Consider the following 14,463-nt stretch of genomic DNA (forward strand, 5'->3'; position numbering starts at 1 on the left):
TTGGTTCGTGTCCATCCACAGGTGTGTCCAACCAAATTCAAGTCACATGCAAGACTCAATCCTTAAACAGCCGAGACCTGACGTCGGATGGGAACATGCCGAAGCCCCGTAGCCAGTGCGTTTTCCACCCCAGCCTTGCCGGCTTCATGATAAACGGCATCCTCATTCACCTGCCAAAGATCATAGAGCTCCTGTCCGGCTATGATGTTTTCCACACAGAGCATTGCGGTCATCATCGCATGATCCTGGTTGTTATATTTATGCATTCCGTTTCTGCCAATCACATGCAGACCGGGATATTTGCTTGCCAGCTCGCGGCGCAGCGTTTCCACATGCTCTGCATAGTTGTCATCATAAACGGGATAGGCCTTGGCCTGCCGCACGACACAGCCGTCGATGATCTTATCCTCGGCACACAGGCCAATGGAGGCGAATTCCCGCCTGGCGAGCGCAATCAGCGACGCGTCATCCGCAGACCAAAGCCCGTCGCCTTCAAAGCAGAAGTACTCAAGCCCATAGCAGGAGAGTTCAGGATCGGGAACCATCTCGGGCGACCAGGATTTAAAGTTTTGAATCCGACCGACCTTAACGCCGGGCTCGTGGATATAGATCCAGTTGTCATCAAAGAGACATTGATCCCTGGCGATAAGAACAACGGTCAGGAAATCCCGATACCGAAGATTGCGAGCGGCTTCGAGAGCCGACTCGGGCGGCCTGGGAGACAGGTTCAAGGTCACCTCGCGCAGCGGAGCGGACGAAATCACTTCGTCCACCTTGAGAACCTGCTGCTGGCCATCCGCTCCCTGATGGACGAGCTGCCAGCTGTCGCCGTGAGAGTGCAGACTCTTCATGGTATGCCCCATCAGAATCTGACCACCCATATCGCGCACCCTGCCGGCGCAGGCTTCCCAGAGCATACCCGGACCCCTGCGCGGATAGCGGAACGAATCGATCAGGGTTTTGATGACTGGACCATTCCTTTTGGCTTTTTTCGCCGGCAGCAGGGCATGAAAAATCGCTTTCCCCAGGGAAAGGCCCTTGATGCGTTGCGCGGCCCAATCTGCAGAAATGTCCTTGCAACTCATTCCCCAGACTTTTTCGGTATAGGTTTTAAAGAAAATATCAAACAGGCGTTTGCCGAATTGGTTGGTGGTCCATTCCTCGAAATTTTTAGGGTTGCGGAAGGGAAAGAGGCGCGCCCGCAGATACGAGAGTACACAGAGACACGATTCGATGATGCCCAGTTTGGTCAAGGCATCAAAGGCTTTGAGCGGATAGGAAAAGTACTGGCCGTTATAATAGATGCGGGAAAGACGCGGGCGTTCGAGCATATCGTTCGGCAGAAGCTCGGTCCAGAGATCCTCGACTTCCTGGGCTTTGGAAAAAAACCGGTGCCCACCAATGTCGAAATGAAAACCCTTGTACTGTGCGGTTCGCGATATGCCTCCGACATAATGGGGATCGGCCTCGAGCACCACCACATCCATACCGCGCTTACACAGAAGATAAGCTGCTGTAAGGCCTGCCGGTCCCGCTCCAATGATACCGATGAGCTTTTTTGTGTTTGGCATGATGTTCCTTTCCCAATCCAGGCACGAACGGGCCCACACGGGTTCAGCTCCGATCGCTTTTTTGTGCCTGACTTTTTATTTTAGGATTTTTCCGAACTCTTCATTTGGTGTGTGGAGAGCCTGATCCAGAAATCAGACCTGGCCTCAGGATGCATGAAAGACTTTGGGCTGTCTATGAATGCTCTGCAACATGAAATCTTATTTTTTCGTATAGGCATTACCATTCTTTTCGTTGAAACACCTGCATCCTTCCCGCAACACGGTCAAAGATCTGCATGAATGCATCTGCAGGGAAATATTCAGAAGGTGAATATGATCCATGCGGCTGATCTTTTGTCGCTTGCCAATCCATGGTCTCCTCTCTCAAAGTTCAAAAGGTTGGACGGATTTCAAGTGAAGGGAGAAACTTGTATGAAGAGTGGAGGGAATACCTGGGCCCTGACTGGGCTGGTCCTGGCCGGAGGCTACCTCGGGTTGCGATCGTACCAGGCACGGTCACGGACCAGAAATTTGCGTGGCAAAATTGTTCTGATCACGGGCGGATCCAAAGGCCTTGGCATGATCCTAGCGCGGAACTTTGCTCTGGCCGGAGCCCGGGTCGCGATCTGTGCCCGCAGTGTGGAGGAACTCGAGAAAGCGCGATCGTGGATTCATAAGGAAGCGGCGGCTTCGGTTCTGGCTGTGCCCTGTGATGTTTCCCGTCGTGAAGACGTTGACGTTCTCGTGAATCATGTGCAACGTGTTTATGGGCCGATCGATATCCTCATCAACAATGCGGGAACGATCGCAGTCGCGCCGCTCGAAGCCACAGGAATTGAGGATTTTGAGAAAGCCCAGAATGTTATGTTCTGGGGCGCTCTTTATCCCACGCTTGCCGTTCTTCCCAGCATGCGATCCCGCAGGCAGGGGCAGATCGTCAATATCACCTCCATCGGTGCACTGGTCAGCCTTCCTCATCTGATTCCTTATAGCAGTGCGAAATTTGCTGCCCTGGGACTTTCGCTGGGACTTTATGCGGAACTCAAACCGCAGGGCATCCAGGTGACCACCATCGTGCCGGGTCTGATGCGGACCGGATCCTTCATCAACGCTGAATTCAGTGGGCGCAAGGAGCAGGAGTACCGTTGGTTTTCCGTGGCGTCCTCCTTGCCCGTTCTTTCTCTTTCCGCCGAAAGGGCAGCGCGAAAAATCGTGAAGGCCGTGGCCATGAAGGACAGCTTCAAGATCCTGGGCGCACCGGCAAAAGTTGCGGCCACTCTCTATATGAATTTCCCGGAATTTTCCCTTTACGGAGTGAGCCTGATCAGCCGTCTTTTGCCCAGGGCGGATCGCAGCACCCGCCAGGCAAACCCTCCCACCGCGGGAAGGAATTTGCAGAAGGAGAGCGAGGCCGCCACACTGCGTCTTTTAAAGGGTCTTGGCCAGGCCGCGGTACAAAGCTATCAGACTTGATTTGCAGGGATTCCTGCATCCAATGCTCGACATCGTACAATTCTGCAGTCTAGAATAAACCATTCAAAAACCCCGGCGCGGACATCAGCGGATCTGATGCCCGCCGCCCGAGAACTCCCGGTGCGGTCATCGGGATCGGATGCTCAGAAACCGGAACATTCCCGGTGCGATCATCAGGATCGGATACCCGCAATCCGAAAAAAAAGTCAGGTGCTGTCAGACCTCTGTCTCAGCACATCTCAAGGACGCGGCGATCAGGTTGATCAAGCCGGCGCTGAGGACGCGGCGATCAGTTTGATCAAGCCGGCGCTGAGGACGCGGCGATCAGGTTGATCAAGCCGGCGCTGACTATTTTGAGTTTTCCGGACGCTTCCCTGCGGAGAATGTGATGCGGCCAGGACCAGGGTTTGGTCTTTACAATGTGATGTTCCTGATAGCGTTGATCCTCTCGGGCTGCCGTCCCCGCCTTCCCGAGATCAACCTCAATACGGATTCCTTTCAGGTCGTCGGTGCGTCCGGGAGCGTGTTCCGTAATCCCATCGTGAGTTCCGGCGCGGATCCCTGGGTCATGTACAAGGATGGCTTCTATTATTACTGCCGTTCGGATGGCCGCAGCACGATCTACATCTCCAAAGCCCGAAGCCTGCTCGATATCGGTCGTGTGCCATCCGTCAAAGTCTGGGAAGCCCCAAGGGACACGGAGCATTCCCATCAGCTTTGGGCTCCGGAGCTGCAATTTCTCGATGGCCGCTGGTACATCTATTATGCCGCCTCTGATGGCGACAATGAAACGCATCGCATGTTTGTCCTGGAAAGTGAAGGCACGGATGCCCTGGGACCCTATCAATTCAAGGGTAAAATCGCGCCGGCCACGGATCGCTGGGCCATCGATGGCACCATCCTGGAAGCCGATGATGGCCGGCGGTACTTCATATGGTCCGGGTGGGATGATGACCGCGACATCACGCAGAATCTTTATATGGCGCCCATGACCAACCCGTGGACCCTGCAGCAGCCGGATCAGCCTTTTATTCGCATGGAAGCGGAGCAGGCCGTTCTGCAAAAGGCTCTGGTGCGACCCGAACGCTGGGCCTCCGAAGGCATGACGGTGGGCAATATCGACCAGGCTGACAGTTTCGTGGAATTTGCTTTTGAAACGCCGCGCGCTGGTGATTATCAGATTGATATACGCTATGCCAACGGCACCGAGGCGGTGAGCACGCATGTTTTGAAAATCAATGATGGACCGCAGGAGATTGTGTCCTATCCCTCCGTGGGCTGGGACAATTTTCAAACGGTCCAGGCCTTTGCCTCGCTGGCTGCCGGTCCCACGACTCTGCGCTTTGCCAAGGGGGAAGGCTTCGCGGAATTGGACCGCATCGAAGTCAAACCGGTCGGCAGTGATCGCGTGGTTCTGTCCATTCCGGAACATGATTTTGAACGCAAGGGAGGGGCACCTTACGTGAATGAAGGCCCTCAGGTTCTGGCGCGTAACGGCAAAATTCATGTCATCTATTCAGGAAGCGCGAGCTGGACGGATCATTACAATCTTATCCAGTTGACCTTTCAGGGCGGTGCGATCATGAACCGCCAGAATTGGGTCAAGCACGGCCCCACCTTTTCCCGCACGATGGATGTTTTTGGTCCAGGGCATGCCTCGTTCACCCGATCGCCGGATGGTCTTGAGGATTGGATTGTCTATCATGCGGCCCGCTATCGAGGGGCCGGTTGGGATCGGGACGTTCGGGCCCAGCGCTTTACCTGGGATGAGAACGATAATCCTGTCTTCGGTCAGCCCAAATCGCTCGTGACGGAAATTCCGGTGCCTTCCGGTTCCGTTCAGGTTGCAGGTCCCTGAGCCCGCAGCACGCGGCGATGGATCATCGTTTTCAGAAATTCCTGGGTTTCCACTCCTGCCGTTGGCAGCGGGCGAAAGGAACCGGCAAATGAGTCGAGCCAGGCCTTTTCCTCGCGACGGATCGCGAGCCTGAAATAAAGCGAGCGTTCCGGATTCTGGAATCGGTATTCCAGGAAAAAGGGCCTGGCCTGATGGTAACGTTCCTCTTGGGATTGATACTCATTGGGAACGAAAGACACCTGAGGGCTCAGGGTGAAAAGTCCGGAGGGTTCCTCCCAAAGCGCGTCATGGGCGATGCGACAGTCCTCCCAGAGAGCCTCCAGGTCCACGATTTCCGTCCATTCCGTATCCGGTTCCTCCAGGATTTCCTGCTGCTCCTCAGGAACCTTTTCCAGCAGCGCCGCATCAAAGTCATGAGGTTCCTCGATCCTCTGCTGCCGGGCGATGGACCACAGCCGATCCCGATTTTTTACAATGACATCCGCGCAGGCGAGCAGCAGTTCCTTTTCCCGACCCGCATGCTCGCCCCAGATGTGCTGCAGGGCCGCAGGATGCCAGCCCTGGTCGCTGGAGGCTTGAGTCAGATCCGAGGCAAGTTCGTTAAGAGCCCGTATCGAGGCGTCGAGGTCAAAGCCAATTTCCCGCAAAGCCCATTGCGCCAGACGCATTTCCAGCTGCGAACCGAGCGTTTGAATCTGGCTCCAAAAGACTTCACCGGCGTGACCCTGTTCCTTGTCGCAAAAATAGGTGGAGCACACCGAGTTGCGAAATGCATGCACACGGCAGTGACCGCTCACCCGGTCGAGCATCGGGCACAGCACCTTCTGACTTTTTCCGAACAGGTCCTCGTGTTCATCATCCACAAAATCGAGCCACTGCCGCGGGGAGCTGTGCATACCCTCGGGCAGGACCATGCCGCGCTCGAGAAGCTCATCGACCGCGCGATGGCCTTCCGGCGTTCGACAGGCCAGCCCAAGCAGAAAATTGGGAATCCGCGGGTGATAGGTGCAGCAGCGGTAATCCGGGCGCCACTCCTCATAGCAGGACTTCGGGCAGTTCATGCAATCGGCCTGCTTCTCATCCGGAAAGCGGAGCTTTTGAAAAGCAGGTGGCATCATCACCCGCCAGATGCCGGGAAATGTTTGACGTCCGAGACGCAGGGGTTGCAGAAGGAGTTCAGAATCCATGACATGCCCTTGTTGGTGGCTTCAACCAGGGTTATAAACCCGGTCGCCTTCTTTGTCATGCAAGGGTTGCCGTGATGTGGCCTTTTTGGCCACTAATGATCGCCCATGCCAGGGCACAGGTTGACTCAGGCAGTTATCGATCACGATGCGGGTGGTTTGATCGGTTCAGGACAGGCTGTTGGAAGGTGAGGGGAGAGTTTTGGCATCGGGGGGCATGGACAGATTCGTGATGCTGTCATGGATTCAGGAATTGAGCCATGATCACGGCTTTTTCCTGAAACGGTGTGATGCGATAAAGCACTCGAAGTTTTTCGTGCGGTGTCGCCGCGTGGAAATAGTCATAAAAGTTGGCGGCTGTTTTTTCGGGAATGTCGAGTTGCAGGCAATCCCCACGCTTGCCGAAATTCATGATTTTCCACTTTTGAATATCGATCATGAAGAGAATCGAAAGCGTGCCGTTTTTTTCAATATAGGCTTCACGACTCAAATTGCCAGGCGCGAGTTTGCGGCCCATCTCCTTCAGATCTGCCGTGAGTGTTTCCAATTCCGGATTGAATGCCTTGTTTCTGAATACAAGGGACGGCGATTCACTATATGCATTCATGTCCTGCGGCCTCGTAGCTGGAGACTTGAGTAAACTCGTACAGTGGTACAGTTATACAACCCTCGATTGCTCAACATGAAGTTCGAATTTGCTCAGCATGAAAAATATCGCGAATGCAAAATTACCCTCCTGTCCGCAAATACTGACAGTTTCTCTAAATCAGCTGAATGACTTGCCTTACCTGCATGCCGTTTTTAAACCAAGGGGGATGGTCTCCGGGGCAGGGCGGGCGGAATTTTGCAATCTCAAAACCCGCGACCCGGCGTGAGCCGTTACCGCCTCTTCAGGATAATCGGCCCATGGTAGCGGGTTTTACCCGAGTCATCGACGGAATAGAAGTTTCCGGAAAGCACATCGGCGTCCGGCAGGTGGAAGGCATGAATAAACATGTCGGGACTGATCTCAAGAAGCAGGCCGGCATCCTGAATCGTCCGGAAGGCCCTGGCGGCACCTGTCCCACTGGTATTGCAGAAGCGGCCCTTGGAGGGACTGCTGGCCGTAATCTGGTAGTCCGATTGAAAACGGCCGTTTCCTTCATCGGTCCAGTGAAGCTCTGTTTCGATGTCCCAGGTCTCATCATGAAAGGGAGAAGGATCGAGCTGACCTAGCGCACGCCATGGGAACTTTTGATCAGAGCCGGCAGGTCATCCACCTTCAACTCCTCCTGCAAAATTTTTTTGACGCCACTTTCCGCGTCCGGGCTGTAGCTTTGCTGAAGCCGCAGCTGGATATCGGACAGTGGTCTCGGTGCGGCAGGTGTAATTATGGCGGGTGAAACATCCTTGGCCGGATCCTGAGGAGCTGGACCGTCGCTGGCCTGCGGCGACGGTTCTGTTGGTGACGGCGTCTTGATTTTTGGTTCGCGATGAAAGGCCTTGACGGCAATCCAGGACATTATGGCAATAAAGAGCGGATATAAGAGATATTTTTTCAAAGCATCACTCATTCAAATGGGGAATTCAGAAAGCCAGGGCCGCAAGCCCCCTATCAGGACGTTAAGGCTTTAGGAATATTGCATTTGAGTAAACCTTGATCCTCAAGGCATGGAGAAGCTCATGGAAGCTCAGCATTATCAAGTCGATCGTCTGCCTCTTCCCCTTCCGTTCTACTTCAAAGCTGTCCTCGGTCGGCGTCGCTATCACGAAGGGCAGACGCTCCCGCGGACCAAATTGGAATGGCCCGGTTTCCGTTTCACGCCATCCGCCGTGGCCGCTTACGCAAAAATCTGCGCGGCACCCTTTGATGGCAAACAGGTTCCCCTGCTGTTTCCGCATTCCTATTTTGGACCTTTGCATCTTCAGATGATGACCGATGAAAATTTCCCGCTCAAGGTCCTCGGTGCGGTTCATCTGCGCAATCACGTCCTCCAGCATGCTCCTTTACATCTGGGCGAGCGTTATGATGCCTTTCTCCGGCTGGCGGAAGAGCGTCGCCGTCCGCAGGGCCTGGAAATCGATTTCAAAACCGAAATCAGACAGGGTTCCACACTTATGTGGGAAAGTCTCTCGACCGTTCTCGTCCGGCGTAAATTCAAGACCGAGGATAAGGAAAGTCCACGCGCCGGCTTGCTGCAGCCTCTGCCGGATGCCACGGAGAAGAGCTCGTTCCCGGTTCCGATGCTGACCGGCAAGCAGTTTGGCTGGATCACCAAGGATATCAATCCGATTCATATGTCCCGTTATCTGGCCAAAATTTTCGGTTTCGAGCGCGATATCTGTCACGGCATGTGGGCCCTGAGCCGCAGCCTGGCGTTTGTCGAGGGTGTGGACTGGGAAAAACCCGTGCGGAATGATGCCAGTTTCAAAGGGCCGCTTTATATGGAACGTGACATCACGGTGAAAATCAGCAGGAGCGCCAGCGGATTGTTTGAGCTTTACAGTGAAGGCAACGAAAGGCCCTGTATGCTGGGACGCCTGCAGAATGTTGGCCCTGCAGAGCGATTATAAACCCGCTCTCCCGGTGGAGCCATATCGAAAAATCACCAGAAGCCATCACGAGTTTTCAATGGTCGTTCCTCCTGCACTGATCCATAATCGCCGCACTTTACCAGGATCAAAAAACCTGCAGGAGCATAACGATGAAACTTTGGAAATTACTTGTTATGGGTTTGTATGCATGGACTCAGGCCACCCTTTCTCATGGCGACGAGAGAAAGGCCGTGCCGCCCATTCCAGCTGATTGTGCTGATGGCATTGCGGACCAGGGCTATTGTACGGCAGCGGTCATTCCTTCCGCAGGCTTTCCCATTTCCATCCTCTTTTTTGTGGTGGTGGAGAAGGATGTTTATCCCAACAGCAAGGCTCTTTTGGATAAATATCTCGCCTTCGCCCGTTGGCCTGAATATGTCGAGTCCACAGCATCGGACAATATCGTCTTCACCAAGAGCATACGCATGAAGGACAAGACGGACGCTCAGGGCAAGGTGATCGCGCGACATTATTATGACTATAAGCTGAAATCACCGATCGGTTACCAAAAGGTGCGGGGCGTCACCCACAACGTCCATCTTAAACAGCCGTATCAGGGTGCCGTCTCGACCACGGAATTTATCGCGCAGACCAGCGGCACCCAGGAAGTCCCGGCCGGTGAAAAACCGCTGACGGGAGCGGAAGGCTTGAAACTGCAGACAGGCTCCCTCAACCTCGTCTCCTGTACAGGGACCGGACTATGCTCCAGCGATCAGTGGCTGGTGATCTATGAATCCAGCATCACGCCCGCCATCAATCTGCTCCCGAAAGTCGTTGCGACCTCGGTGGAGAATGGCATCACGGATGTGATTGTGGGGATGCTCTTCAATTAGATCTCACAAAATGGATGCGAGGGGGTTTGCCTGGCTTCCCCAATTCTGCGATAGTCGTCGGGTCACACCAGTATGGAGAAAAAACATGAGTGAACCCCAGCAACAGAAGTGGCCGATGCAACACCCCGATCGTATCCAGCTGTTCAGTTTGCCAACGCCCAATGGGCAAAAGGTGAGCATCGCACTGGAAGAGCTCGAACTTCCCTATGAGCCCCATCGCGTCGATATCAGCAGCGGGGATCAGTTTCTCCCCGAGTACATACGCATCAGTCCCAATTCCAAGATTCCTGCCATCATTGATCCGCAGGGACCTGAGGGGAAGCCTCTGACATTAATGGAGTCAGGAGCCATCCTTCTTTATCTCGCGGACAAGGCAGGCCGGCTCTTCCCACGCAAGGCCCACGAGCGATTTGAAGCGCTGCAGTGGCTTTTCTTTCAGGTTGGCCATATCGGTCCGATGTTTGGACAGTTCGGTCATTTCTTCCACTATGCAAAGCAGCAGTGCGATCATCCTTACCCTGTGGAGCGGTATACGAAGGAAACGCGCCGCCTGCTTCAGGTGCTCGAGGATCGCCTGGCCGTTGTTCCGTATATCGCTGGTCCGGAGTATTCCATCGTCGATATCGCACATTTTCCTTGGGTCGACTGCCTGGATGTTTTCTATAAGGGCCGTGATCAGCTCAAGCTGGGCGAGTTTAAAAGAGTCCAGGATTGGATGACCCGTTGCAAGAGCCGTCCTGCCTATGAGCGCGGTGCCAAAGTTTGTGGTTGAACGTCATCAGAATCCGACACTGAGCGGAACCGGTTCATTCACGGGAAGAAATTGGTGGGCGGGAAGTTCGATGACGGTCTCAAAGGCCGGCAACTGTTTTTCGGCTTCCTGTCGGCCGAGCCTCTGAGCCCAGACATTGCCTCCGATATCCATAATCATGCTGCGCAGCGCGTCCATTCCGATGCCGCGACCGGACACTTCACTGATGGCATCCCGGCTGGAAAGGCCGCTGATAAACATGACATCCATGACCCCATGAGGCATGGCGTTCAAAGCCTCACGCGAAAAGCCCAGCTGGGCTGCCTTGCTGATCAAAGCCTCCAGGTCGAGCCCGCGTCCATCATCGCGACAGCTGATGCAAACCTTGCCGGCATTGACCGTCACCTTCCAGTAAATCGTTCCGCGCGGATCCTTGCCCATCTTCTGCCTTTCGTCCGGAGTCTCGAGACCATGGTCCAATGCATTGCGGACTTGATGCACGAGCGCCATGCGGAGAACCCGAGCCGTTCGCTTGTGAACCCATGCATCGGTCCCTTCCAAATGGATATCAGGCGGCAGACGGCCCAGTTCTTTGGCCAAGGGAATCATGGCTTCCGTGACTTCACGCAGAAGACTGAAGAGGGACATATAGAGTGAATTCTGAATATAGCTATCCAGCGTCTGGATCAATCCATGAAGGGGCTGCGGTGCCTGCACCGTTCGCGCCTGCTGTCTCTGGTAGGCCAGTTCCTCCAACAAATCATCGCGGTTATCCTGCCGCTGACCCTCATCCAGACTGCGTTTCAACATGTCGGTCCATAAGGTTTCATAACGGATGAGCAGCTGCTGCAGCTCGTCCACCGATTGCCTCAGGATGCGGTACGAGGCCGTGTGCTCCGTGAGGGAGCGCAGCCGCTCTTCCACGCTGTGCACAGCCACTGAAAGATGACGGCAGCCGATCGATCGGGACAGACCCTTGAGCGTATGCAAGGCGATGGCTGCGGCACGCACATCAGGCTCTGTGCGTGCGGAGTCATGTGCCTGTTGGGGCAGAACTTTCGCCAGAAGTTCATGGCACTGCTTCACGAAGTCCCGCCATCGGCCGACCGGAATCGGCACCAGTTCGAGCAAAAGGTTGAATTCCTCTTCGCGCTGCTTGTTGGCGGCCTGCAGGATGTGCCAGTCCGTGACGTCCCGCAGGGTGACGAGAATCTGCTCAATCCTGGTGGCCGGGTTGGGAATCGGATGCCAATCCAATTCAAAGGTTCGGACGCCCAATTTGGAATTGTTGACCTGGAATTCCCGAATGAGACAGTGCTGATTGAATTCCCAAACCAGAAGCTCCTCGCCCATGGAAGCCAGGAGTGCGCTGTGCAACATGGAGAGCTGCTCCGCATCCACATTGCTCTGGGCAAAGAGGAGAGGCAAAGCCTCGCGTCCTTCCAGAGCTTCGGTTTGTAAAATGAATTCGAGATGCTGCGAATACTGCCCCTCAATGCAAAGGCTGGGTCCCATGGTGAAGATGCCCTGAGGAATCGACGCCATGATTTGCTTGATTTCAGCCGTCTGCTTGTAGACTTCCTTTTTCAGGTCCTTTTGCAGTTTCTCCGCCGTCCGAAAGGCCTTGGCAGACCGTCGTGCCAGCGTTTCGCTGCCGAGGAACGTATAGACAGCCGTGGCATACTGAAGGATGAAGGGATGAGGCAGCCATCCGTAGTTCACTAAAAGATCGTAGAAAAACGAAACCAGGATGAATATGCCGCTCAAGAAGATCGCCAGGGAACCATCGAGGCGCATTCTAAACGCCCGTATCACCACCACAACACCGAGGAAAATGAAAAACGCAGTGGAGACCTGGTAGAGAGGCAGAAACCGGGAAAACAGAGTCGGGGGCGTGACGAGCGTCAAGACCAAAAGAGGCGAGGACAGGATGGAAAAGTTTTTGAGAACACGTGGAAAGGCAGCCGATGGGAATGTCAGCTGCAGGAAATAGCAAAAAAGAATGCCGGTTCCCGTCATCGTCGTGTATTCCAGGACATGATTGATATCGAGAATCAGCTGATTGGGTTTCCCCATGAGGTGGTAAAGCATGTTGTCGGTGGCGACCGATCGCAGCGCCATCGCAAGAATCGCCAGGGCTCCGATGAGACTGGCTTTGTCTTCCGGGCGCCGGATGAAAAGCATCAGGTTATAAAGAAACATGATGAAAAGTATACCCGCGCAGAAAAAGGCCGAATCCATTCCCTGACGCCCTCTCTCGCTCAACAGGGATCCCGGTGCAATCTCGGGTGTGCTGCGAAGGCCGCCATTGGAATGCTGAAAGCAGGCAATATGAAACGTGATCACCCAGACCTCATCAGGTCCTCGCGGATGAAAAGGAAAGACATGGGCCAGAGTTCGAGGAAAGGTCGTGCGTCTCGTCTCCCCTGGCTCGCCCATATTGTATTGCACCATCCGGCTGGGATCCTGTTCCGGATACATGAAAAGTCGATAGGAGCTCAAAACATAGGAGAGGCCAATTTCATAGCCTTTTTGATGAAACTCGAAACCTTTGACACGTATGCGATAGGTGGCATAGCCTTCGCCTGGATAATCCCGTTTCTTCCAGCCTGTGCCGGCCGGCATGAAATCATCAGGGGCTGTCGCCCTATCCAGCGGGTCGACAAACTTTTGCCAGTAAAATTCCCAGGGACCGTCGAGGTTGATCGCCCCATGGCGCGTTGTGAGTTCACGCACATCGATAATCGAGGCCTCGCCCGCCTGTGCTTCGGAGGCAACAGGACAGAGGATTCCGAGTAGAATCAGAATTCGAAAGTATGTCTCAATCGAGAACCGCATCGATGCCAGACCTGTTCATTTTCGCAAGGGTTTCCTGTATCTCTTATCGACACATTATCGGTTTCATGAATGGTTGTTTTTGCCCACAGGTGACGGATGCGGGGAAGCAGGATAGACCCAGGCCTTGCGATGCCGGCCTGGATCTCTGGAGGAGGAGCTTAGAAGCAGGCGCTCAGTTTATCAACGCCGGTGATATTCCCGACCAGCTCATAGATGGCTTTCTTGCGTTCATTCTTGTTCTTCAGCTTCTTTAAGGAATTCACAAATTTCTTGGCTCCGCCGATCTTTTTGAGTTTTGCGAAAATAAAAGTATTTTCCGCTGCAAAAGCTGCGACACTCGCCAGGCAGCGGGCCCAGCCCAACCAGCCATCAGGATCGGCGACAACGGGGAATGCTGTCACCTGGGAGAGGTCCACATGCTGAATGATAACACCATCTTCCAAAGTATAATGGGTTGGAACCGGACGTCCCAAAGCATCCTTCGCCCACGGTGTATTGAAGCGACCGACCATCTCTCCCTCAGCGGACAGAAGAACGATGGATCCGTCGTCCTGCAATTCGGGTGTAACGCCATGCGAAAGGTCCAGAGGGAACGCATAGCTGTCCGGGGCGCTCGCGTCCTTGATCACGACCATGGCTTGAAAGGCACCATCCGGATGAATTTTCAAAGCGTGGTCAACATTCTGCTCAGGATCTGCATACACAAACAGACCCTGGCTCACTTCGTTTCCTTCCACCGCTCGATCAGCCGGCAACGAGAGCTGCAATGTGGTTCCCGTTTCGATGTCCTCCACGATCAAGGGATCGACGGCAGTCACAGGAACAATCGGTGCCGTAGGCAAGGCATCGGAACTCCGGAAAGGTTCCTGGTGAACCACCGACTTCGTCGCGAGCGCATTCCTTACGGCGATCGAGGTGGTTTCGACATTGGCCCAGGCAGGGACGGATGATCCAAGATAGGCCACGAGCACGATGGAAGACAGAAGAGATTTCGACATTTGAATTCCTTTACCTGGATAAATGACAACACATGGAGCCGATGCCTTCGGCTCAAGAATTTCGAACTTCTTCTAGCAACAACGTTTCACGTTTGAAAGTGTTTTGTTGTTCGTCCAAAAAATTTTCCTGAAATATCTTCGCATGATCCTGTCCAGCAAGCAGGACTTCGTGTCCACGGGCTCGGACATAAGATGACCAAGGCCAAGGGACACGCATCACGAGACGAAAAACAAATGTCCAAAAGATCAGACATCAGATTTTGATTGGAATCGTTGCAAGGATTTCGCGAGTCTGGATCGGATGGGATCCTGCTCGTGATTCTATGCAGTCAATAGCTCTCGATGGAAGTTATCGGTCCGCCGGGTGCTGCGCGGCCCAATTCTGTCATCATCACTGACGAGTG

At 54.2% G+C, this 14,463-nt stretch carries 12 protein-coding genes; 6 read left to right on the plus strand and 6 right to left on the minus strand.

Annotated features, from left to right (window positions below):
- Window positions 1–62 precede the first annotated feature (62 nt).
- Window positions 63–1,571: an NAD(P)/FAD-dependent oxidoreductase gene (locus tag OLTU_RS07800; protein WP_176736424.1), complete on the minus strand. Its 1,509-nt coding sequence runs from the start codon at window positions 1,569–1,571 to the stop codon at window positions 63–65.
- Window positions 1,572–1,982: 411 nt separating this feature from the next.
- On the opposite strand from OLTU_RS07800, the gene OLTU_RS07805 reads away from it, so the two are divergent.
- Both OLTU_RS07805 and OLTU_RS07810 read left to right on the plus strand, forming a co-directional pair.
- On the plus strand, window positions 1,983–3,023 hold the full coding sequence (locus OLTU_RS07805) for an SDR family NAD(P)-dependent oxidoreductase (protein WP_176736425.1): 1,041 nt from the start codon (window positions 1,983–1,985) through the stop codon (window positions 3,021–3,023).
- A 388-nt stretch (window positions 3,024–3,411) separates the two neighbouring features.
- Window positions 3,412–4,881 carry a family 43 glycosylhydrolase gene (locus OLTU_RS07810; RefSeq protein ID WP_141732195.1) on the plus strand — a complete coding sequence of 490 codons (1,470 nt, stop codon included), beginning with the start codon at window positions 3,412–3,414 and terminating at the stop codon, window positions 4,879–4,881.
- Here the strand turns inward: OLTU_RS07810 and OLTU_RS07815 are convergent.
- Together OLTU_RS07815 and OLTU_RS07820 are read right to left on the minus strand one after the other, a co-directional pair.
- Window positions 4,863–6,068: a hypothetical protein gene (locus OLTU_RS07815; RefSeq protein ID WP_141732196.1), complete on the minus strand. Its 1,206-nt coding sequence runs from the start codon at window positions 6,066–6,068 to the stop codon at window positions 4,863–4,865. The two genes, OLTU_RS07810 and OLTU_RS07815, sit on opposite strands and share 19 nt — an antisense overlap.
- Window positions 6,069–6,303: 235 nt before the next feature.
- On the minus strand, window positions 6,304–6,672 hold the full coding sequence (locus tag OLTU_RS07820; protein ID WP_141732197.1) for a hypothetical protein: 369 nt from the start codon (window positions 6,670–6,672) through the stop codon (window positions 6,304–6,306).
- 299 nt (window positions 6,673–6,971) lie between these two features.
- Between OLTU_RS07820 and OLTU_RS07825 the strand changes: the two genes are divergently transcribed.
- The gene (locus tag OLTU_RS07825) at window positions 6,972–7,280 is read left to right on the plus strand and encodes a hypothetical protein (RefSeq protein ID WP_141732198.1); all 309 of its coding nucleotides are present in this window, start codon (window positions 6,972–6,974) and stop codon (window positions 7,278–7,280) included.
- Here the strand turns inward: OLTU_RS07825 and OLTU_RS07830 are convergent.
- Window positions 7,277–7,606, minus strand: coding sequence for a hypothetical protein (locus tag OLTU_RS07830; protein WP_141732199.1), 330 nt, complete (start codon window positions 7,604–7,606; stop codon window positions 7,277–7,279). The genes OLTU_RS07825 and OLTU_RS07830 overlap by 4 nt on opposite strands.
- 121 nt (window positions 7,607–7,727) lie before the next feature.
- Between OLTU_RS07830 and OLTU_RS07835 the strand changes: the two genes are divergently transcribed.
- From OLTU_RS07835 to OLTU_RS07845, 3 genes are all read left to right on the plus strand, one after another.
- Window positions 7,728–8,618, plus strand: coding sequence for a MaoC/PaaZ C-terminal domain-containing protein (locus tag OLTU_RS07835; protein ID WP_176736426.1), 891 nt, complete (start codon window positions 7,728–7,730; stop codon window positions 8,616–8,618).
- 131 nt (window positions 8,619–8,749) lie between these two features.
- Complete coding sequence (locus OLTU_RS07840; RefSeq protein WP_141732201.1) at window positions 8,750–9,472, plus strand: hypothetical protein; 723 nt, start codon at window positions 8,750–8,752, stop codon at window positions 9,470–9,472.
- Between the two features lie 85 nt (window positions 9,473–9,557).
- Entirely contained in the window at window positions 9,558–10,244 is a 687-nt protein-coding gene (locus OLTU_RS07845; protein ID WP_141732202.1) for a glutathione S-transferase N-terminal domain-containing protein, read from the plus strand.
- 6 nt (window positions 10,245–10,250) lie between these two features.
- Here OLTU_RS07845 and OLTU_RS07850 read toward each other — a convergent pair whose 3' ends face one another.
- The gene (locus tag OLTU_RS07850) at window positions 10,251–13,061 is read right to left on the minus strand and encodes a 7TM diverse intracellular signaling domain-containing protein (RefSeq protein ID WP_141732203.1); all 2,811 of its coding nucleotides are present in this window, start codon (window positions 13,059–13,061) and stop codon (window positions 10,251–10,253) included.
- Window positions 13,062–13,219: 158 nt separating this feature from the next.
- Complete coding sequence (locus OLTU_RS07855; protein ID WP_141732204.1) at window positions 13,220–14,059, minus strand: hypothetical protein; 840 nt, start codon at window positions 14,057–14,059, stop codon at window positions 13,220–13,222.
- Window positions 14,060–14,463: the final 404 nt, after the last annotated feature.

The sequence above is a fragment of the Oligoflexus tunisiensis genome (assembly GCF_001748245.1).
GTDB lineage: Bacteria > Bdellovibrionota_B > Oligoflexia > Oligoflexales > Oligoflexaceae > Oligoflexus > Oligoflexus tunisiensis.